The sequence below is a fragment of the Stappia indica genome, from assembly GCF_001696535.1.
In the GTDB taxonomy this organism is placed as follows: domain Bacteria; phylum Pseudomonadota; class Alphaproteobacteria; order Rhizobiales; family Stappiaceae; genus Stappia; species Stappia indica.
In genome coordinates this window covers 754,035-773,602 of record NZ_MBQE01000001.1, presented here as the reverse complement: position 1 = coordinate 773,602, position 19,568 = coordinate 754,035, and the positions used below count along the sequence as shown (strand labels likewise).

Sequence of the window (19,568 nt, the reverse complement as noted above, 5' to 3'; positions counted from 1 at the left end):
GCGGGTGTATTCCGCCCGGGCTTTCGCCATTTCCGGGGTTACAGGACAGTGCCTGCCAAGATCGCCATCATCGGACGCCCGAACGTCGGCAAGTCCACCCTTTTCAACCGTCTCGTCGGCAAGCGGCTGGCGCTGGTCGACGACACGCCGGGCGTGACCCGCGACCGCCGTCCGGGCGACGCGCGCCTCGGCGACCTGCGCTTCACCATCCTGGACACCGCCGGTCTCGAGGAGGCGGACGCCGCCAGCCTCGAGGGCCGCATGCGTGCCCAGACCGACGAGGCCATCGCCGATGCCGACGCGGTGCTCTTCGTCATCGATGCGCGCGCCGGCCTCACGCCGAACGACAGCCATTTCGCCAACATGCTGCGCCGGACCGAAAAGCCGGTCATCCTGATCGCCAACAAGGCGGAAGGGCGCTCGGGCGAGAGCGGGCTCTACGAGGCCTACAGCCTCGGCTTCGGCGAGCCGATCGCCATGTCCGCCGAGCACGGCGAGGGTCTTGCCGATCTCTACCAGGCGCTGCGGCCGGTGGTCGACGCGGTGGAGGAGCAGGAGGAAGCGGCCCTTGCCGCCGAGGCGCGGGCCGCGGAAGCGGCGCTGCCGCCGGGCGAGATCGCCGAGACCGACGTGGAGCTCGCCACCGACGAGGACGGCGAGGTCGTCGAGGAAGAGGACAAGGGCCCGGCCGCCGGCAGCGCCCAGCGTCCCTTGCGCGTGGCCGTCGTCGGCCGCCCCAATGCGGGCAAGTCGACGCTGATCAACCGGTTCCTCGGCGAAGAGCGCCTGCTCACCGGCCCGGAAGCCGGCATCACGCGCGATTCGATCTCCGTCGACTGGGTCTGGCGCGACCGGCACGTGAAGATGTTCGACACCGCCGGCATCCGCCGCAAGGCGCGGGTGCAGGAGAAGCTGGAAAAGCTCTCCGTCGCCGATGCGCTGCGCGCCATCAAGTTCGCCGAGGTGGTCATCGTCACGCTGGACGCGACGATTCCCTTCGAGAAGCAGGACCTGCAGATCATCGACCTCGTCGCCCGCGAGGGCCGCGCCGTGGTGATCGCCATCAACAAGTGGGACCTGATCGAGGACCACGCCGAGGCGATGCAGCGCATCTCCGATGCGACCGAGCGCTACCTCAACCAGATCCGCGGCGTGCGCATCGTCACGCTGTCGGGCCTGCACGGGCGCGGCCTCGACAAGCTGATGGACGCGGCGTTCCAGTCCTACGATATGTGGAACCGCCGCGTGTCGACCTCGCGGCTCAACCGCTGGCTCGACGGCGTTCTCGTCCACCATCCGCCCCCGGCGGTGGCCGGTCGGCGCATCAAGCTGCGCTACGTCACCCAGGTGAAGGCGCGCCCCCCGCATTTCGTCGTGTTCTGCTCGCGTCCCGAGGTTCTGCCGGAAAGCTACACGCGCTATCTGGTCAACGGCTTGCGCGAGACGTTCAACATGCCGGGCACGCCGATCCGCCTCAGCTACCGCAAGGGCGAGAACCCCTATGCGGCGAAGGCAAAAAGGCGCAAGATCCAGTAGGCTGCGGCCTGTGTTCTGGCCTGTCCCTGATGGGCCGATCAGGAGCTTGTGAAGGGAAGGCGTCTTTCAGCCTCTTCCCTTCCGCGTGCTTGCGTACCACATGACTCCACGCGCGCGGGGCGGGCCTGCGCGCAGCCAGTTCGCTCGTGCCCTGTGCGGCGCGGGACCGCCGCCGGTATTGCGGATGCCGGTCGGACCAATGCCAGAGGGGCGCCGCGCATGACAATCAGTGCAAGTCTGGTCGCCGCAGAGGTCATGGAGTGGCTCCATGGCGATGCGGTGCAGGTGGAGGAAGTCTCGACCCTCATCGAGACGCTGGCAATGCGCCTCAACGAGGCCGGCATCCAGATCGACCGGATCGCCACCGGCATTTCCGTGCTGCATCCCAACGTGCGCACCGAAGGCATCACCTGGACGGCGGAAAAGGGCATCGAGCTGCGCCGGTACATGGAGACGGCGGAAAGCATCAAGGCCTACGACAACAGCCCGTTCAAGGTGGTGTTCTCCGAGCGGCGCAGCGTGCGCATCCGCCTGCGCGCCGGCGGCGAGCTGCCGGCCTACGGCATCGTGCCGGAGCTGCTGGAAGCCGGTCTCACCGATTACATCGCGCTGCCGCTGCCGTTTTCCGACGGCACGGTGAAGGGCGTCACCTTCGCCACCGGGCGCAGCGGCGGCTTCTCCGGCTCGGAGATCTCGCTTCTGGAGACCATCGCCCGGCCGCTGGCGCTTCTGTGCGAGCTCTACACCCTCAAGCGTATGAGCCACACGCTGCTCGACACCTATGTCGGCCGGCGCGCCGGCGCGCGCGTGCTGGCGGGCACGGTGCAGCGCGGCGACGGCGAGACGATCTCCGCCGTGGTCGGCTTCTTCGACCTGCGCGGCTTCACCGAGCTGTCCAACGCCATTCCCGGCGACAAGCTGATCAAGCTGCTCAACGCCTATTTCGACGTGGTCAACCGAGCGGTGGAGGCGCATGACGGCGAGGTGCTGAAGTTCATCGGCGACGAGGTCATGGCCGTCTTCCCCTATGTCTGCGAGGCCAGCGCCCGCCATGCGGCGCGCCAGGCGCTGCTGGCGGCGCGTGAGGCCAGCGCTTCACTCGCCGAGATGAACCGCGACTGCTGCGCCGAAAAGCCGCCGATGCGCGTCGGCATCGCGCTGCATGCGGGCGACGTGTTCTTCGGCAATGTCGGGGCCGAGGCGCGGCTCGACTTCACGGTCGTCGGGCCAGTGGTCAACCTGGCCTCGCGCATCGCAGGGCTGACCCGCGAGCTGGAGCAGGACATTCTCGTCTCGGAGGCCATCGCCGACATCATGGGTTGCCATGCCGGCGCGCTCGGCAGCTATCGGGTGAAGGGGTTCGAGGAGCCGGTGTCGGTGTTCATGCCGCCGGCCGGCTCGATCGGCGCCGACGGCAGCTGGTGCAATGCGGCGGCCAGCGCCCTTGCTCTCGAGGCGAACTGACGGCGCGCCAGCACGCAGACCACGAAGAACGTGGTGGCCATGAAGACGCGCGGGTCGACGAACCAGCCGAGATAGCCGACCGAGAAGAAGAACGCACGCTGGCCGCGATTGAAATGCGTGCCGGCGAGCACCATGATCCCGGCCGACTTCTCGGCGAAGACGCGGCGGTGCTCCTCCGGCGCGTTCTCTTCCGGCATCGCGCCCATCAGGATGGTGGCGTAGTTGAACAGCCGATAGGCCCAGCCGAACTTGAAGAACGCATAGGCGTAGATCAGCGTCAGGCCGATCACCTTCAGCTCCCACAGCGCCGGGTTGCCGCCGCCCTTGAGGCCGAGGTCGCTCATCATCTTGAGGATCGAGTCCGTCGAGGTCAGCAGCGCGAAGCAGCCGCCGATGGCGAGCAGCGAGGTGGAGGCGAAGAAGCCGGTGCCCTGCTGCAGGCCGGCGGCGATGCCGACATCCATGATCCGCACCGGCCGGCGGCTCATCATCTCCATCCAGCCGCGGCGATGCATGTTCATGTGGTAGGAGAGGGTGCGTCTTTTCAGCGGCGTCAACTCGACCAGCACGTTGAATCCCAGCCACGCGGCGATGAACCAGGCCAGCGCCGTCAGGTCCGTTCCGGCCAGGTCGATCATGTTCGCGGTCCTCGCTCTGCCATTGCGTTTCGGCCGAAGTCTGACCTCGTATGCGATGAGGATCAACTGCCTGCGTGCGGGAACGTGTCGATGCATTTTCCGTCGTTATTTGCCCTTTTTTCCGCAGAAATGCGATGGGGGGAATTTCCGGAGTTTTATTCCTAAGTCTCCTTTAGTTATTTTACTTACAAGTCGCGGGTTTTGGATAAAGTTTTACGCATTGTAGTGCCATGGTATTATTATTGCAGCTTGATTTATTTAATCGGATTAGCACTTTTTCAATCTGGGTTACGCTACGTTCTCCTCGGTCGAGTTGTCGGGAGAGTGACTCCATGTTCTACAGCGGGAAGACGGCGTTCATCGAGGCGATCGGCAGGTCGCAGGCGCTGATCGAGTTCAAGCCGGACGGTACGATTATCGATGCGAACGAGAATTTCCTGAAGGCGGTCGGCTATACGCTGGAGGACATTCGCGGCAAGCATCATCGCATGTTCGTGCGGCCGAGCGAACGCGACAGCGCCGAGTACAGCGTGTTCTGGACGCAGCTCGCGCGCGGCGAGAAGTACGTTGGCGAGTTTCGCCGCGTCGGCAAGGACGGCCGGGACATCTGGCTGATGGGGACCTACACACCGGTCTTCGACCGGGCGGGGCGCACCGTGCGGGTGGTCAAGATCGCCAACGACATCAGCAGAGCCAAGCGGCACAGTCTCGAGACGGCCGGCGAGATCGAGGCGATTCGTCGCTCGCAAGCGGTGATCAGCTTTGCCATGGACGGCACGATCCTGGACGCCAACGACAACTTTCTGAAGGCCATCGGTTATCGGCTCGACGAGATCGTCGGCAAGAACCACCGCATGTTCGTCAGCGACGACTACGCGCGCAGCCCCGAATACCGTGGGTTTTGGGACGAGTTGCGCGCGGGCCGGTTCCAGGCGGACGAATTCCTTCGCTTCGGCAAGGGCGGCAAGGAAGTCTGGATCCAGGCGACCTACAATCCCATCCTCGACGAAGACGGCAAGCCCGTGAAGGTGGTCAAGTTTGCCACCGACCGCACGGAACAGGTCCAGTTGCGCAGGCGCCGGGAAGCGGTGCAGAAGCAGATCGACGGCGATCTGGATTCCGTGGTCGCTGCGATCACGCAGGCGAGTGCGCAGGCGGCCGATGCGTCCGCCTCGTCCTTGCAGGCCTCCGGCAATGTCCAGGCGGTCGCCTCGGCAACGGAAGAGCTTGTCGCCTCCATCGGGGAGATCAATCGTCAGGTCGACCAGGCCATGCGGGTGGCTGCGCGTGCTGTTGACGAAGCGCGCAACTCTTCGGCCGTCATGACCGGGCTTGCGGCGAACGCACAGAAGATCGGCGAGGTGCTGGAGCTGATCGACACCATTGCCGGACAGACCAACCTCCTGGCGCTCAACGCCACGATCGAGGCGGCGCGTGCCGGCGAGGCCGGAAAGGGCTTTGCCGTGGTGGCGAGCGAGGTCAAGAACCTTGCGGCACAGACGTCTAAGGCGACCGAGGACATCAATGCGCGCATTGCCTCGGTGCAGGAGTCCTCGTCCCAGGCAGAAGGCTCCATTCACGCGATCATGTCGATCATCCAGGAGATCAGCGACATTTCGGCGAGCGTTGCAGCGGCCATCGAGGAGCAGTCCGTCGTGACCCGCGATATTTCCGGCAACATGCAGCAGGCCCATGCCGGCGTCGCCGCCATCAGCAGCAACATGCAGTCGCTTTCGTCCGAGACGGTGCGGGTCGAGCAGGCGACGGTGAAGGTGCGCGAGGCTTCCCGCTCCATCGCGTAAGGCGCTGACCGCATGCGCCAGCCCCCTCGTCGTCGTGGCAAGCCGCGCGGACCTGTATTACCATCCGCGCGGATACATCGACGGATTGGCGATGTCGCGGGAGCTGAGGGGATGGACATGACGGGCTGGGTGAGGGGGCTGCGCGCAGCGGTCCTGTGCGCGGGCATTGCGGCGGCCGCGGCGCCGGCAGGCGCCCAGTCGATCGGCGGGACCTACGACGTCGCCGGAACCAATCTCGACGGGTCCGCCTATCGCGGCACCGCCGTCGTCACGCAGACCAGCTCGACGACCTGCCGGATCAAGTGGACCACCGGCGATACGGTGTCGCAGGGCATCTGCATGCGCAACGGGTCCGCCTTCTCGGCCGGCTACTCGCTCGGCTCCGCCATCGGCCTCGTCATCTACAGCATCGAGCCCGACGGCTCGCTGAAAGGTCTGTGGACGGTTGCGGACTCCGAAGGGGTCGGCACCGAGATCCTGACACCCCGCCGCTGACCTTCTTCGCATCTGCGAGATGATGATCGCCGGACCGGCAAGGACGGCCGGGGTTCCCGGCTGACAGCCGGATATCCCCGTTGCCTGCGTGTCCGGTCGCCTGTTTGTCTGCGCCGGCGCTTATCCCCGTTTTCGGCGGAGAGGCCGGGTTGCGATTTCGAGACGGGAGTCTCGAAAATTCTCGAATTTCGATACGGATTTCGAGAGCTCGTCGCAAAATTTCGAGACGCTTTCGCGCAAAAATCGCAAGAGGATTGGCGAGGGTCATCGAACCGTCATGCGTGACGTGCAGGTCAGCTCGCACATTTTTTGCGCTTGCGAAATAATTGCCAAATCGTTAAATCCCGCCTCGGACCGAACGCGGCGCTGGGGGCAAAACACGCGCCGCCACACTCGGGCAACAAGGAACTTCATGGACGAACAGGTTCAGAAATCCTGTTGGGGTGTAACGGCTTGGGTCGTTCTCCTGGCGGGTGGCGCGCTTGCGCTGATGTATGTGTTCGGCGGGGATGTCACCCCCGCGACCGTGGCCATCGCGAACTAGGCGGTGCCGCGCCCGCGACAGCGGAGGCGCAAGGGCGGTCAACATATCGAACTGCAGGAATTGCCGAGGGCGCGGAGAAATCCGCGCCCTTTTCGCGTTCTGCGCCCGTGCTCGGCGGCGTTTCCGGCGGGGACAGGGCTTGCCCTGCGCCGACGGCTCGGCAAACATGGCGGCCCGCCCGGGAGCCGGGCGGCGCGTGCCGGAGTGCAGGGAGAGAGCGATGGCGGGACAGATCACCAAGGGATACAAGGCCTTGCTCGAGGAAGCGAATGCCGCCATCGAGACGCTGGAGGTCGGCGAGGCCGTCGCGCTGCATGGCGATCCCGGGGTCGTCTTCGTGGATATCCGGGACATCCGGGAGTTGGAGCGCGAGGGCCGTGTCCCCGGTGCCGTGCATGCGCCGCGCGGCATGCTGGAGTTCTGGGTCGACCCGGAAAGCCCCTATTTCAAGCCGGTCTTCGGCGAGGACAAGCGCTTCGTCTTCTTCTGCGCCGCCGGCTGGCGGTCGGCGCTGGCGACCCATGCCGTGCAGCAGATGGGCCTCGCGCCGGTGGCGCATGTCGCCGGGGGCTTCGGGGCCTGGCGCGAGGCCGGCGGACCGGTCGACTTGCCGGGCAGCTCCCCGAAAAAGTCTTGAATGTCAGTCGGGTAGCGTTTCGACGCCGAGAGGCGCCTGGCGGGCATGGCTGCTGCGCGGGCGTGCTCGCGGGTCGACCGTCTGGAACATCATCTGCCGCAGGACGCCGATGCCGGCGGGTGCACTCGACAGCAACCCGCCATAGCTTTCCGGCCCGGCCTCGAAGAGGATAAGCATCACCGGTCCGATTTCCGGCCAGCTGACATCTGCGCCCCAGGTGGGCACATCCGCGGCGCTCTTGCGGCCGGAGAGGGCGATGGCGTCTTCGCGCGACAGCGACATCCCCTCGCTATGGGGCCAGGTGATCCGCGCCAGCCCGTCGGGAATTCTCCATAGTTTCAACGGAGTACCGATGTTCAGCAGCAGCTCTTCGCCGCCCTCGCGGCGTTCGATATACACGATGCGCTGGTCGAGCTCTCCCGGCTGGACCTCCAGATGCGCCTCGGTTCCGCTGACGATCGCCGTGTTGGCCAACCGGTAGGCCTGGCCGTCCGCCCTTGCGGGGATAGCCGTCCCGGCCATGACGGACAGGAGAGCCAGGCTCGCGGCGAGCGCCAGTCTGGAGGCTTGCAACGGGAACGGGATCATCGGACCTTGCGGGAGCGGGGATTGAGGGGATCATTCTATCCCTGCCACATTTACGAAGGGTTGCGTGATACCGGCGTTATTGCCGCCTGCAGGGGAGAATGCGCATGAGACTGGTGATCGGCAACAAGACCTATTCCTCCTGGTCGCTTCGCGCCTGGGCTGCCGCGCGGCTCTCGGGTCTCGACTTCGAGGAGGTGCTGGTGCCGCTCGATACGCCGGAATTCGCCAGTCGCGTCAGGGAGGTGTCTCCGGCGGCGCGGGTGCCGGTGCTGGTCGACGGCGATCTGGCGGTATGGGATTCCCTCGCCATCATCGAGTATCTTGCCGAGCTTGCCCCCGCGGGGCGGATGTGGCCGCAGGACCGGGCCGCGCGGGCCCGTGCGCGCTCGATCTGCGCGGAGTTCCACTCCGGCTTTCCCGACCTTCGCGGGCATTACCCGATGAACCTGCGACGCACGCCCTCGCCGCATCCGCGCCTGCCGGATGCAACGAAGGACATCGCGCGGGTGTGCGAGATCTGGCGCGAGTGCCGCGCCGCCCATGCGGGTGAGGGGAATTTCCTGTTCGGCGCCTTTTCCGCCGCTGACTGTTTCTTCGCGCCCGTCGTCACCCGCTTCCTGACCTACCTTCTGCCGATGGGCGAGGTCGAGCGCGCCTATGCGGAGGCGGTCATGGCGCATCCCATCCTGGTGGAGTGGCGCGAGGGCGCGGCGACCGAAACATGGGTCGTCGATGCGGACGAGGTCGATTGAAATAGAAGCAAGTTTCTGAATTATTGATAGAATATGGATGGTATTGACTAAAACGTAAGCGTCATTCACTGTCCGTCGCAGCATGAAACCGAAAAGCTCGGGAGGGGCGCCCGTCGCCTCATCCCGACAGCAACCGGGGGGACGACCAGGTGGCGATCCTGCGCAGCAATTCCACGACCCACGGGCCGGAGGTGGAGGCCAACCGCGCCGCCTGGGCCGGACTTCGCGCCGACCTTCTCGACAAGCGCCGCACCGCCGCGCTCGGCGGACCCGAGCGGGCGCGCCAGCGGCACCTGTCGCGCGGGAAGCTACTCCCGCGCGAGCGCGTCGCCCGTTTGCTCGATCCCGGCAGCCCGTTCCTGGAAATCGGCGCGCTTGCGGCCCATGGTCTCTATGACGACGCCATCCACGGCGCCGGACTTATCACCGGCATCGGCCGGGTGTCGGGCCGCGATTGCATGATCGTGTGCAACGACGCCACCATTAAGGGCGGCACCTACTATCCGATGACCGTGCGCAAGCATCTGCGGGCGCAGGAAATCGCCATGGAGAACCGGCTGCCCTGCATCTACCTGGTCGATTCCGGCGGCGCCAACCTGCCGAACCAGACCGAGGTCTTCCCGGACCGCGATCATTTCGGCCGGATCTTCTTCAACCAGGCCAACATGTCTTCCATGGGCATCCCGCAGATCGCGGTGGTGATGGGCTCGTGCACTGCGGGCGGTGCCTATGTGCCTGCAATGTCCGACGAAACCATCATCGTACGGCAGCAGGGGACGATTTTCCTGGCCGGTCCGCCGCTGGTCAAGGCGGCGACGGGCGAGGAGGTTTCGGCCGAGGATCTGGGCGGTGCCGAGGTCCATACCCGCGTTTCCGGCGTCGCCGATCACTATGCGGTCGACGACGACCAGGCGCTGGCGCAGGCCCGCCGCATCGTCGCCAATCTCAACAGCACCAAGGCGCCGGACCTGGCGCTCGCTCCGGTGCGCGCGCCGGCGGTCGATCCGCGCGATCTCGATGCGGTCGTGCCGGTCGACCTCAAGAAGCAATACGACATCCGCGAGGTCATCGCCCGCATCGTCGACGGCTCGGAGCTCGACGAGTTCAAGGCGAATTACGGCACCACGCTGGTGACCGGCTTTGCCCGCATCCACGGTATCCCCGTCGGCATCATCGCCAACAACGGCATCCTGTTCTCGGAATCGGCCGTGAAGGGCGCGCATTTCGTCGAGCTGTGCTGCCAGCGCCGCATTCCGCTGCTGTTCCTGCAGAATATTACAGGCTTCATGGTGGGGCGTGAATATGAAGCGGGCGGGATTGCCAAGGACGGGGCGAAACTGGTCACGGCTGTCGCCTGCGCCAAGGTGCCCAAGGTCACTGTAATCGTTGGCGGTTCCTATGGCGCGGGCAACTACGGCATGTGCGGGCGCGCCTATGCGCCGCGCTACCTGTTCATGTGGCCGAACGCGAGGATATCCGTGATGGGCGGCGAGCAGGCGGCCAGCGTTCTGGCCACCGTCCGGCGCGACAACATCGAGGCCGACGGCGGCAGCTGGAGCACGGAGGAAGAGGCGGCCTTCAAGGCGCCGATCCGCGAGAAATACGAGGCGGAAGGCCATCCCTACTATGCCACGGCGCGCATGTGGGACGACGGCATCATCCTGCCGGAGGAGACCCGCACCGTGCTGGGCCTCGCCTTCTCGTCGACGCTCAACGCGCCGGTGCCGGAGACCCGCTTCGGCGTCTTCCGCATGTAATCCCCGTCGCGGGGCGCATATGCCGCCCTGCTCGCCTTGCCCATTTCAACGAGGACCCACCCCATGCTGGACTCGGTGCTGATTGCCAATCGCGGGGAAATCGCCTGCCGCATCATCAAGACCGCGCGCCGTCTCGGCCTGCGCACCATCGCCGTCTATTCCGAGGCCGACCGCGACGCGCTGCATGTGCGCATGGCGGACGAGGCGGTCGCCATCGGCCCCTCGCCGAGCTCGGAGAGCTATCTGGTGGGCGAGCGCATCCTGGAGGCGGCCAGGGCGACAGGCGCGGCCTCGATCCATCCCGGCTACGGCTTCCTGTCGGAAAACGCTGCCTTTGCAGAGGCTTGCGCGGCGGCAGGCATCGTCTTCGTCGGGCCTTCGGCGTCCGCGATCCGCGCGATGGGCCTCAAGGACGGGGCCAAGGCCCTGATGGAAAAGGCCGGGGTGCCGGTGGTGCCGGGCTATCACGGCGAGCGGCAGGAAGCGGAATTCCTGAAGCAAAAGGCCTATGAGATCGGCTATCCGGTTCTGATCAAGGCGGTGGCCGGCGGCGGCGGCAAGGGCATGCGCCGCGTGGACAAGGCGATCGAGTTCGAGGCCGCGCTCGCCTCCGCGCAGCGCGAGGCGAAGTCCGCCTTCGGCGATGCCCGTGTGCTGATCGAGAAATTTGTCCTCAACCCGCGCCATATCGAGATCCAGGTCTTTGGCGACGGCAAGGGCAATGCCGTGCACCTGTTCGAGCGCGACTGCTCGGCGCAGCGCCGTCACCAGAAGGTGCTGGAGGAGGCGCCGGCTCCCGGCATGACCGAAGAGACGCGCGCCGCCATGGGCGCGGCCGCGGTCGCGGCGGCCAAGGCCGTCAACTATGCGGGCGCGGGAACCATCGAGTTCATCGCCGACGGCTCGGGGACCCTGCGTCCGGACGGGTTCTGGTTCATGGAGATGAACACCCGCCTCCAGGTCGAGCACCCGGTTACGGAGATGATTACCGGCCAGGATCTGGTCGAGTGGCAGTTCCGCGTCGCCTCGGGAGAGGGGATGCCGCTGTCGCAGGACGAGATCGCCATCAGCGGCCACGCGGTCGAGGTCCGGCTCTACGCGGAGGACCCGGACACGGGATTTCTGCCCTCCACCGGCCGGCTCGACCTGCTGGAATTGCCGGAAAGCGAAGGCGTTCGCATCGATACCGGCGTCGAGACGGGCGCGGAAATCTCGGCCTTCTACGACCCGATGATCGCCAAGCTGATCGCCTACGGCCCCGACCGGCAGACGGCGCTGGACCGGCTTGCCGCGCAGTTCGACCGCTCGCTGATCGCCGGCCCAAAGAACAATCTCGCCTTCCTGGCCGCGCTGGTCGCCCATGAGGACGTGCGCCGCGGCGGCTTCGATACCGGGCTGATCGACCGTGACCTTGCCCGGCTGACCGCCGGCGAGGTCGGCGAGGAGACCATCGCCGCGGCCGTCGCCGCCCTGGTACTGCCGGAAGCCGCCGCCGAGACCTCCGGCTGGCAGGATCCCTTCGCGGCGACGAATGCGTTCGAGCTCACCGGCCGCCGGCAGACCGGGGTGCGGGTCGAGGTGGACGGCGAGCCGCGCGAGGTCGCCATCGAGTGGCAGGGCGGCACCGCCTCGGTCGCCGGGGGCGCTGCGTCCGGCGCGGGCCGTGTGGTGCGCAGCGACCGCGGCACCTACGCGGTGGAGGCGGGACGTGCCGTGCGCGTGACCCTCGTCGATCATCTCGCCCGTGTCGCCGAGGACGCGGACGGCGCATCCGCCGTCAAGGCGCCGATGCATGGCAAGGTGATTGCCGTCGATGTGGCGCCCGGCGACCGGGTGGAAAAGGGCGCGCGGCTGGCCGTGGTCGAGGCGATGAAGATGGAGCATGCCATCACCGCGCCGCGCGACGGCACTGTCGAGACGGTCTTCGTCACGGAAGGCGCGCAGGTTGACCAGGGCGCGCCGGTGGTGGCGCTGGCGGACGAGGACTAGGCCGATTTCGCCGTATTTCTCCGGAATACCCAGCGTCAGGTGACGGCCGTCACAGAGTTCGCCCGCAGGAAGGCGCATGGATCCCGCCGCGGCCCGTGAGGTCGCATTTACGGAGGGAGCCATGCGGTTCTTTGGATTTGCAAATGGTATTCTGATTGCCGCTCTGGCGGTCGCGTCCGCTCAGGCCCAGGCCGCCGGGCCGGACGACCAGACGGAGCGTGGCCGTTATCTGACGGAAATGATGGGCTGCAACGACTGCCACACGCCGGGATACTTTCTCGGCAAGCCGGACATGGCGCACCGCCTGTCCGGCTCGGAAGTGGCGTTCGAAATTCCGGGCATGGGAGCCTTTGCCGGGCCCAACCTGACGCCGGACAAGGCGACCGGCCTCGGCGCCTGGTCGGATGCCGAGATCGATACGGTGATGCGCACCGGCGTGCGGCCGGACGGGCGCACCCTGGCGCCCAGCATGCCGTGGCGCTCTTTCGCCTCGATGAGCGAGGAGGACATGGCGGCGATCATCGCCTATCTGCGTTCGCTTCCTGCGACGGAGCGCAAGGTGCCGGGTCCCTTCGGTCCGGGCGAGACGTCGAACACGTTCGTGATGCGGCTCGTGCCGCCCGGCGCGGTCGTCGCCGGCGCGCCGTAAGGAACGGCGGGTACCACGGCCAGGTCGCGCGGGGTTCTCGTGCGACCTTTCTCCCGTCTCGCCTGTGCATAGCGGGCAGGGCGGAGGACTTGCGGGTTTGCCGGCGCGCGTGGAGCCCTATAACAGGGGATCATGCCGCTTCATCTTCTCAAGCTCTGCGTCGGCGTCGACGCCATCGAGGATCTTCAGGCCTGGATCGATTTCCGCCTGGAGGAGAAGCGTGCGAGCGGCGAGCCGGCCGAGCAGTATCACACCACCAGGATGATCCCGACCCGGCGCGACGAGCTGCTCGACGGCGGTTCGCTCTATTGGGTGATCAAGGGCTCGATCCAGGCGCGCCAGCACCTCGTCGACATTCGCCCCTTCACCGATGCGGCAGGCGTCAAGCGCTGCCAGCTGGTGCTGGAGCCGGTGCTGCACCCGACGCGGCCGCAGCCGCGCCGCCCGTTCCAGGGCTGGCGCTATCTCAAGCCGGACGACGCACCGGCAGATCTCCGCAAGATGGCCGGCGGCGGCGACATTCCCGAGGCGATGCGCCGGGAACTCGCCGAACTCTGCCTGATCTGATCCGCGCCTTGCGTGGGGCCGGGCTGTCGTTCAGGCCCAGCCGGAGGCCGGGCGGGTGACGGCCATGTTGTCGATCAGCCGGGTCTTGCCGAGCTTTGCCGCAACCAGCAGGCGGGCGTCGAGGCTGCCGGGACCTACCGGCGCCAGCGTTGAGGCATCGCACAGCTCCAGATAGTCGACCGCAAAGCCGCCTTGCGTAAGCTGCGCGGTGCCGTCCGCCAGGACCGCTGCCACCGGCTCGCCGGCCTCGATGCGCGCGATCGCCTGCCTCAGGACCTGCGGCACCAGTGCCGCGGTGCGACGGGCGTCGGCATCGAGATAGCGGTTGCGCGAGGACATGGCGAGCCCGTCCGCCTCGCGCACGGTCGGGGCGCCGACGATAGTGGTGGGGATGCCGAGATCGGCAACGAAGCGGCGCACCACCGCGAGCTGCTGGTAGTCCTTCTCGCCGAACATCGCGATGTCGGGCAGGGCGGCGAGCAGCAGCTTGGCGACGACGATGGCCATGCCGTTGAAGAAGTGGGGACGGGTGAGGCTCTCCAGCCCGGCGGACGGCCCGCCGACGGTCATGCCGGTGGCGAAGCCTTGCGGGTACATCTCGGCGACGGAGGGCAGGAACACGCCCTCCACCGACAGCTCTTCCAACATGCGGATGTCGGCTTCGTTGTCGCGGGGATAGGCATCGAAATCCTCCGTCGGGGCGAACTGCGCGGGATTGACGAAGATCGAGACGATGATGTGCTCGGCTTGCTCGCGCGCGGCGCGCACCAGCGACAGATGGCCCTCGTGCAGGGCGCCCATGGTCGGCACCAGCGCGATGCGGTGTCCGGCGGCGCGTGCGGCGGCGATGCTCGCGCGCAGGTCTGCAACGGTCTCGTGAACCCTCGGCCTGGTCATGTCTTGCGGTAGCCTCCCGTCTGCGACACCGTTCCCGTCGGTGCCGGGTACGGTGTTTACCGCCTTTTGCGGTCGCAGTTTGGATTTTTCCGCAATGGGCGCCATATCAGTTTCGACTGACTGCAAAGCAGATAACACGGCGAGGAGGGACGGTGGACGACGACCGCAGGATGGAGACGACGCGCAGCCGCGCCCCCACAGGGACGAGCGCGGGCACGGCGCCGGCGACCTCGGCCAGGAGCGAGATCTCCGCCTTTCTCGGCGCGGCGCAGGCGACGCGGAATCTCGCGACAGCCGGGCGGCTGGTCTTCGCGCTCGACGCGACCATGAGCCGCCAGCCGACCTGGGACCGGGCCTGCACGATCCAGGGGGAGATGTTCACTGCAGCCGGCAATGTCGGCCGGCTTGCCATGCAGCTCGTCTATTTCCGCGGCTTCGGCGAGTGCGCCGCGTCGAAGTGGGTGGACGACGGCGAAGCGCTGGCCCGGCTGATGACCCGCATCGACTGCCGCGGCGGCCAGACCCAGATCCGCAAGGTGCTGCGCCATGCCATCGACGAGACCCGCCGGCGCAAGGTGCAGGCGCTGGTCTATATCGGCGACTGCGTGGAGGAGGATGTCGACGCGCTCTGCGCCAGGGCAGGGGAGCTCGGCCTGCTCGGCGTGCCGGCCTTCATCTTCCAGGAAGGGGCGGATGCCCATGCCGAGACCGCCTTTCGCGAGATCGCCCGGTTGACGCGGGGCGCCTATTTCCGTCTCGACGGGTCGTCGGCGCGCGAGCTCGCCGATCTGCTGAAGGCGGCGGCGGTCTATGCCGCGGCCGGGCGCGAGGGGCTGGAGCGGCTGACGCGCAGCGGTGACGGCGGGGCGAAGCGGCTGCTTCAGCATCTCGGCTGACGCCGTATCCGGTTGCAACCGGGTGCGGCGCACCGGCGTTCGTTCAAGACGCAGCACAAGCCTTATGCTGCCGGCACGTTAGAGATTCCGAAAGACGGGGACAGGCATGGGATTTTTCCTGCTCGGCATAGGGCTTCTGGCCCTGCTGCTGACGTTGGCGCATTACACGACACGGGCGAACCCGTCGGACCTGGCGCGCCAGACGAAGACGGCGGGCGGCGTTGTCCTTCTCGCCGTGGCGGCGGCGATGCTGTTCTTCCGGCGCATCGATCTGGCGATGCTGGCCGGCGGCTTCGGGCTGACGCTGCTGGGCCTGCGGCGCGCCCGCGGGTTCCGGCCGGCGGGCGAGGGCCAGAACGGCGAAAGCGGAGCGACCTCGACGGTGCGCTCCGCTTTCCTGGAGATGCGTCTCGACCACGACAGCGGTGCCATGGCGGGCGAGGTTCTGGTCGGCAGCTTCGAGGGGAGACCCCTCGACAGCCTGTCACGCGAAGAGCTGGCGGCCCTTTACCGCGAGCTGTCCGGAGATCCGGACAGCCGCGCGTTATTTGAGGCTTATCTCGACCGCCGGGAGCCCGGCTGGCGTGTAGACTTCGAGGCGGATGCCGCAGCGGGGCATGGAAGCCCGCCGGGCACGGGCGCCATGACCGAGCAGGAGGCCTACGAGATTCTGGGGCTTTCTCCCGGCGCCGGCGAGGCGGAAATCCGGGCGGCGCATCGCCGTCTTATGAAACGCGTCCATCCCGACCAGGGGGGGAGCGGATTTCTCGCCGCCAAACTCAACGAGGCGAAGGACCTGCTTCTCGATCGTCATTGAACTCACCAGTACGCGTGACAAGTTGATCTGGGTGATGGGCTGACGTCCTACTGATACACGGCGTAGCAGTTGAACCTCTTCTGCTTCAGGTCGCGGCAGGCGTTCCACGCCGCGGTCTTGGTCTCGAACCCGACGAAGCGGGCGCGGTACAGGGTGGCACCGCCGGAATCGACCGGCTCGGTGTAGGGGTCGTAGCCGCGCAGCTTGGAGCCGAGTGCGCCCTGCGCCTTCTTCAGCATGCTGACGGCCGCGTGTTCGCTTTCGGCAGCGGCGATCTGCACCTGCCAGCCCGGCATCGGGTCGGCGGCGTTGTTGGCTGCGACCGTGACCGAGGCGTTGGCCGGTGCATCCGGCAGGTCGGGGGTCGCCGGCTCCGGATCGGGCAGGGCGGCGGCCACCACCTCGTCGCCGAGCGCGGCAACGCGGATGGTCTGGGTGCGCACCGAGCGAACGCCCGGCGAGCGCGGGGGCGCGACGGGCTGCGGGGCGAGGTCGGCAGCGGCGACCTGCAGTGCCTTGCGGCGCAGGATGGCCTTCAGGTCGGGCTTCTGCGGCACCGGTGCGATGGAGCCGGTGACGATGTCGGAGGCGCTCTCGGTGCCGCGGGCGGCGGCCACGGCCACCGGTGCGGCCGGCGCGGCCACCGGAATGGCGGTGGTCGGCTGGGCGAGGGCTGCGACGCGCATCAGCTGTTCCTGCGGCTTCAGGCCGGGGACGGGGACGTTGCGCAGTTCGGCATAGGCCAGCGGCTTCGGCGTGACCTTCGGCGTGCTCGCCGGGGTCTCTGCGCGGGCCACCAGCATCGGCGCGGTGCGATTGCCGCGGGTCGCCTTCGGCAGGTACTGCGAGATCAGCTTCTTCATCTGGGCATTGCGCGAGGCGCCGGTGCGCCCGCCCATCACCACGGCGACGATGTGACGGCCGCCGGTGTTGACGCTCGTGACCAGGTTGAAGCCGGAGGCGCGGATGTAGCCGGTCTTGATGCCGTCGACACCCTTCACCCGGCCGAGCAGGCGGTTGTGGTTGCCGTAGCGACGGCCCTTGTAGGTGTAAACGCGGGTGTTGAAGTACTTGTAATACTTCGGGAAACGCTCCTGGATCGCGCGGCCGAGCAGGGCCATATCGCGCGCCGTCGTCTTCTGCCGGTTGTCCGGCAGGCCCGACGGGTTGTGGAACGTGGTGCGCTTCATGCCGATCTGGCGGGCGGTGCGGGTCATGCGCTGCGCGAAGGCCGGCACGGAACCGCCGACATTCTCGGCGACCACGACGGCGACGTCGTTCGCCGACTTGGTGACCAGCGCCATGATGGCGTCCTTGACCGCGATCGTGCTGCCCGGCTTCAGGCCGAGCTTGGACGGCGGACGGCTCGCCGCGTGCTTCGACACCTTCAGCGGCGTCTGCAGCGACATGCGACCGGCCTCAAGCTCCTCGAACAGGACGTAGAGCGTCATGATCTTGGTCAGCGAAGCCGGATAGCGGGCCGTGTCGGCCTTGTAGCTGTACAGGGTCCGCCCCGACTTCACGTCGACGACGATCCCCGAATATTTCGAATTGGCGAAGGCGGGAGCGGAAAGCATCGCGGTGAGGGCCAAAGCCATTGCGGCCAGAAGCGCTCCCCGGGTCCCCATTGCAAAGGCGCGTCCGACGCGCCGCACACCTTTACTCAGCACAATTACACCCCACTCGGGTCCAGGTGTTTCGTTTGCGGTGCGATCCGGATCCCCGCCAGCCCCGGCCGGATGCCCCGCGTCTTGCCTCATCATGCCCGAAATACGGTTACGAATGTCCAAACGAGACCGTGACGCGAAACCGGATTTCGAGATTTTTGGCCGACTTGTCGTCGGCTCCGATGCTGCCGAGACTCGCAAAAGGCAGTTAATGCGCCGTTACCGGAGGCGCCTGCGGATGGGCGAAACCGTGCCCAATACGCGGCCCGTGTGCAAGTGCGGTGGAAAAGGCCAGGAATACCCGTGACTTGGCCGGGGCAGGGGGCAAAACCCACAGGCAAAACCGAGGAAAACCTTCCTGCGCCGGCTATGTTGCAGTGCGAAAGAACTCTTGACAAAATTTGTGCAATGCATATATCTGAGGCTGTTATCGCAAGGCTCGACGCTGAGGCGTGCCAGGGGAAGGTCCTTCAGGATTTTTCGCGGGCGTCCGGACATTCGGGCACATCGCGTGCCGGAACCGGCAAGGCCGGACCGGACCGGAACACCGGGGCAATTCACAAGGCCGCAAGGTCTGTACGACAAACGCTCAGAGGTCACCAATGATCAACAATTTCGACGACATGCAGAAGCTCGGCAAGGACAACATGGACGTCATGATGCAGAGCTTCGGCGCCATGACCAAGGGCTTCCAGGCGATCGCCTCGGAAGTTGCCGACTACCAGAAGAAGTCCTTCGAGACCGGCACCGCCGCCGTCGAGAAGCTGGTGTCCGCGAAGTCGCTCGACAAGGCCTTCGAGGCCCAGAGCGAGTACGTGAAGACCGCCTACGAGGGCTTCGTCGGCGAGGTCACCAAGATCGGCGAGATGTACAGCGACCTGGCCAAGGACGCGTACAAGCCGTACGAGAGCGCCTTCTCCAAGGCTGCCAAGTAAGCTTTACGTCTCCCAAGACGACCCGGCGGTTCGCCGCCGCACTTTTGACCCGCAGGCAAAACCTGCGGGTCTTTTTCGTTTTTGCGCACCGTCCCGCGCCAACCGCACAAGCGCGCCGTTTTGCGCAGCGCCTCATCTTCTGCCCGCCGACAATTCCGCATGACCCTTTCGCGAATGCGCAAGCGTGCCATTGAGCTTGGCGCAGGATGCCATACATTAACGAAGCGCGCGGGCACGATTGCCCATGCGGCTGCCGCAAGGGGCCGGCTAACTGGGGCAAGACCGTTCGCGTCGCGGTCGCGGCACGGATTTCCCGAAACGGGATGCAGGACGCTGCCTATTCCGGCTTGCCGCAACGGCGGACAGGACACACGCTCCGACTCCGCCCATGCTGGCAAGACCGGCGACCGGAAGCCAGTGTCCGGCCGGCGACAACGCCGGTCTTTCGCCAGGTTTCCGGGGCGGGCTGAGCCCGCGGGCCCGCCGCGGCAGGGTTTGGAAGCGAGAAAGGCGCATTGCGTGACCGCAAGAACAACACGGGGTTCCGGGCCGCTCATGGACGGGAACCCGTTGCCGGACAAGGCGCCGGAGAGGACGATGGAGAAGCAATGACCAACGGACCTCAGCGCGGCAACGGTGACGACACGGGCAGCGAGCTCGTCACCAAGACGCGGACCGTCGCCAAACGGCCCAACCTGTATCGCGTTCTGTTGCTGAACGACGACTACACGCCGATGGAATTCGTCGTGCACGTGGTGGAGCGGTTCTTCCAGAAGAACCGCGAGGAAGCCACGCGCATCATGTTGCACGTCCATCACCACGGCGTCGGGGAATGCGGTGTTTTCACCTACGAGGTGGCAGAGACCAAGGTCACTCAGGTCATGGACTTTGCCCGCAAACACCAGCATCCTCTGCAGTGCGTGATGGAAAAGAAATAG

At 66.6% G+C, this 19,568-nt stretch carries 18 protein-coding genes and 1 pseudogene; 15 read left to right on the top strand and 4 right to left on the bottom strand.

The window, feature by feature from the left end; genetic code table 11:
• Positions 1 to 48: 48 nt before the first annotated feature.
• Together der and BBX35_RS24030 are read left to right on the top strand one after the other, a co-directional pair.
• Positions 49 to 1,536 (top strand): ribosome biogenesis GTPase Der, encoded by a 1,488-nt coding sequence (gene der, locus BBX35_RS03555; protein ID WP_067216087.1) that lies wholly within the window; start codon positions 49 to 51, stop codon positions 1,534 to 1,536.
• Positions 1,537 to 1,755: 219 nt separating this feature from the next.
• Positions 1,756 to 2,835: pseudogene (locus BBX35_RS24030) on the top strand (adenylate/guanylate cyclase domain-containing protein); the annotation flags it as partial.
• Positions 2,836 to 2,879: 44 nt separating this feature from the next.
• Here the strand turns inward: BBX35_RS24030 and BBX35_RS22690 are convergent.
• Positions 2,880 to 3,638, bottom strand: coding sequence for a DUF599 domain-containing protein (locus tag BBX35_RS22690; protein WP_083206004.1), 759 nt, complete (start codon positions 3,636 to 3,638; stop codon positions 2,880 to 2,882).
• Positions 3,639 to 3,970: 332 nt separating this feature from the next.
• On the opposite strand from BBX35_RS22690, the gene BBX35_RS03545 reads away from it, so the two are divergent.
• From BBX35_RS03545 to BBX35_RS03535, 4 genes are all read left to right on the top strand, one after another.
• Complete coding sequence (locus BBX35_RS03545) at positions 3,971 to 5,440, top strand: methyl-accepting chemotaxis protein (RefSeq protein WP_067216082.1); 1,470 nt, start codon at positions 3,971 to 3,973, stop codon at positions 5,438 to 5,440.
• A gap of 111 nt (positions 5,441 to 5,551) precedes the next feature.
• Positions 5,552 to 5,935, top strand: coding sequence for a hypothetical protein (locus tag BBX35_RS03540; protein WP_425274551.1), 384 nt, complete (start codon positions 5,552 to 5,554; stop codon positions 5,933 to 5,935).
• A 412-nt stretch (positions 5,936 to 6,347) separates the two neighbouring features.
• A complete protein-coding gene (locus tag BBX35_RS23975; protein ID WP_279626336.1) occupies positions 6,348 to 6,479 on the top strand; it encodes a hypothetical protein in 132 nt (43 codons plus the stop codon).
• Positions 6,480 to 6,699: 220 nt separating this feature from the next.
• The gene (locus tag BBX35_RS03535; RefSeq protein ID WP_067216080.1) at positions 6,700 to 7,116 is read left to right on the top strand and encodes a rhodanese-like domain-containing protein; all 417 of its coding nucleotides are present in this window, start codon (positions 6,700 to 6,702) and stop codon (positions 7,114 to 7,116) included.
• Between the two features lie 3 nt (positions 7,117 to 7,119).
• On the opposite strand, the gene BBX35_RS03530 is transcribed toward BBX35_RS03535, so the two are convergent.
• Complete coding sequence (locus BBX35_RS03530) at positions 7,120 to 7,704, bottom strand: hypothetical protein (RefSeq protein ID WP_067216077.1); 585 nt, start codon at positions 7,702 to 7,704, stop codon at positions 7,120 to 7,122.
• 104 nt (positions 7,705 to 7,808) lie between these two features.
• Here BBX35_RS03530 and BBX35_RS03525 point away from each other — a divergent pair, with 104 nt between their 5' ends.
• The 5 genes from BBX35_RS03525 (at position 7,809) to BBX35_RS03505 (ending at position 13,418) form a co-directional block, all read left to right on the top strand.
• Positions 7,809 to 8,456 carry a glutathione S-transferase family protein gene (locus BBX35_RS03525; RefSeq protein WP_067216075.1) on the top strand — a complete coding sequence of 216 codons (648 nt, stop codon included), beginning with the start codon at positions 7,809 to 7,811 and terminating at the stop codon, positions 8,454 to 8,456.
• A 149-nt stretch (positions 8,457 to 8,605) separates the two neighbouring features.
• Positions 8,606 to 10,213 carry a carboxyl transferase domain-containing protein gene (locus BBX35_RS03520; protein WP_067216071.1) on the top strand — a complete coding sequence of 536 codons (1,608 nt, stop codon included), beginning with the start codon at positions 8,606 to 8,608 and terminating at the stop codon, positions 10,211 to 10,213.
• Positions 10,214 to 10,276: 63 nt separating this feature from the next.
• Positions 10,277 to 12,202 (top strand): acetyl/propionyl/methylcrotonyl-CoA carboxylase subunit alpha, encoded by a 1,926-nt coding sequence (locus BBX35_RS03515; RefSeq protein WP_067216069.1) that lies wholly within the window; start codon positions 10,277 to 10,279, stop codon positions 12,200 to 12,202.
• Positions 12,203 to 12,323: 121 nt separating this feature from the next.
• A complete protein-coding gene (locus BBX35_RS03510; RefSeq protein ID WP_067216067.1) occupies positions 12,324 to 12,851 on the top strand; it encodes a c-type cytochrome in 528 nt (175 codons plus the stop codon).
• Positions 12,852 to 12,983: 132 nt separating this feature from the next.
• Positions 12,984 to 13,418 (top strand): DUF1489 family protein, encoded by a 435-nt coding sequence (locus BBX35_RS03505; RefSeq protein WP_067216064.1) that lies wholly within the window; start codon positions 12,984 to 12,986, stop codon positions 13,416 to 13,418.
• 30 nt (positions 13,419 to 13,448) lie between these two features.
• Here BBX35_RS03505 and panC read toward each other — a convergent pair whose 3' ends face one another.
• Positions 13,449 to 14,315, bottom strand: a complete 867-nt coding sequence (panC, locus tag BBX35_RS03500; protein WP_067216061.1) for a pantoate--beta-alanine ligase — start codon at positions 14,313 to 14,315, stop codon at positions 13,449 to 13,451.
• 170 nt (positions 14,316 to 14,485) lie between these two features.
• Between panC and BBX35_RS03495 the strand changes: the two genes are divergently transcribed.
• Together BBX35_RS03495 and BBX35_RS03490 are read left to right on the top strand one after the other, a co-directional pair.
• Positions 14,486 to 15,211 (top strand): vWA domain-containing protein, encoded by a 726-nt coding sequence (locus BBX35_RS03495; protein WP_067216059.1) that lies wholly within the window; start codon positions 14,486 to 14,488, stop codon positions 15,209 to 15,211.
• Between the two features lie 106 nt (positions 15,212 to 15,317).
• Positions 15,318 to 16,028 carry a DnaJ domain-containing protein gene (locus BBX35_RS03490; RefSeq protein WP_067216056.1) on the top strand — a complete coding sequence of 237 codons (711 nt, stop codon included), beginning with the start codon at positions 15,318 to 15,320 and terminating at the stop codon, positions 16,026 to 16,028.
• 47 nt (positions 16,029 to 16,075) lie between these two features.
• On the opposite strand, the gene BBX35_RS03485 is transcribed toward BBX35_RS03490, so the two are convergent.
• The gene (locus BBX35_RS03485; RefSeq protein ID WP_208979753.1) at positions 16,076 to 17,626 is read right to left on the bottom strand and encodes a serine hydrolase; all 1,551 of its coding nucleotides are present in this window, start codon (positions 17,624 to 17,626) and stop codon (positions 16,076 to 16,078) included.
• Between the two features lie 674 nt (positions 17,627 to 18,300).
• On the opposite strand from BBX35_RS03485, the gene BBX35_RS03480 reads away from it, so the two are divergent.
• On the top strand, positions 18,301 to 18,630 hold the full coding sequence (locus BBX35_RS03480; RefSeq protein WP_171900691.1) for a phasin family protein: 330 nt from the start codon (positions 18,301 to 18,303) through the stop codon (positions 18,628 to 18,630).
• Between the two features lie 608 nt (positions 18,631 to 19,238).
• Positions 19,239 to 19,568 (top strand): ATP-dependent Clp protease adapter ClpS, encoded by a 330-nt coding sequence (gene clpS / locus BBX35_RS03475; RefSeq protein ID WP_067216049.1) that lies wholly within the window; start codon positions 19,239 to 19,241, stop codon positions 19,566 to 19,568.

Bases quoted from the DNA above. Each gene is read 5' to 3' on its own strand.
- clpS (WP_067216049.1), top strand. From the start codon at position 19,239: ATGACCAACGGACCTCAGCGCGGCAACGGTGACGACACGGGCAGCGAG.
- BBX35_RS03545 (WP_067216082.1), top strand. From the start codon at position 3,971: ATGTTCTACAGCGGGAAGACGGCGTTCATCGAGGCGATCGGCAGGTCG.
- BBX35_RS03495 (WP_067216059.1), top strand. From the start codon at position 14,486: ATGGAGACGACGCGCAGCCGCGCCCCCACAGGGACGAGCGCGGGCACG.
- BBX35_RS23975 (WP_279626336.1), top strand. From the start codon at position 6,348: ATGGACGAACAGGTTCAGAAATCCTGTTGGGGTGTAACGGCTTGGGTC.
- BBX35_RS03535 (WP_067216080.1), top strand. From the start codon at position 6,700: ATGGCGGGACAGATCACCAAGGGATACAAGGCCTTGCTCGAGGAAGCG.
- BBX35_RS03525 (WP_067216075.1), top strand. From the start codon at position 7,809: ATGAGACTGGTGATCGGCAACAAGACCTATTCCTCCTGGTCGCTTCGC.
- BBX35_RS03510 (WP_067216067.1), top strand. From the start codon at position 12,324: ATGCGGTTCTTTGGATTTGCAAATGGTATTCTGATTGCCGCTCTGGCG.
- BBX35_RS03485 (WP_208979753.1), bottom strand. From the start codon at position 17,626: ATGGCTTTGGCCCTCACCGCGATGCTTTCCGCTCCCGCCTTCGCCAAT.
- BBX35_RS03540 (WP_425274551.1), top strand. From the start codon at position 5,552: ATGGACATGACGGGCTGGGTGAGGGGGCTGCGCGCAGCGGTCCTGTGC.
- BBX35_RS03505 (WP_067216064.1), top strand. From the start codon at position 12,984: ATGCCGCTTCATCTTCTCAAGCTCTGCGTCGGCGTCGACGCCATCGAG.
- BBX35_RS22690 (WP_083206004.1), bottom strand. From the start codon at position 3,638: ATGATCGACCTGGCCGGAACGGACCTGACGGCGCTGGCCTGGTTCATC.
- BBX35_RS03515 (WP_067216069.1), top strand. From the start codon at position 10,277: ATGCTGGACTCGGTGCTGATTGCCAATCGCGGGGAAATCGCCTGCCGC.
- panC (WP_067216061.1), bottom strand. From the start codon at position 14,315: ATGACCAGGCCGAGGGTTCACGAGACCGTTGCAGACCTGCGCGCGAGC.
- BBX35_RS03530 (WP_067216077.1), bottom strand. From the start codon at position 7,704: ATGATCCCGTTCCCGTTGCAAGCCTCCAGACTGGCGCTCGCCGCGAGC.
- BBX35_RS03490 (WP_067216056.1), top strand. From the start codon at position 15,318: ATGGGATTTTTCCTGCTCGGCATAGGGCTTCTGGCCCTGCTGCTGACG.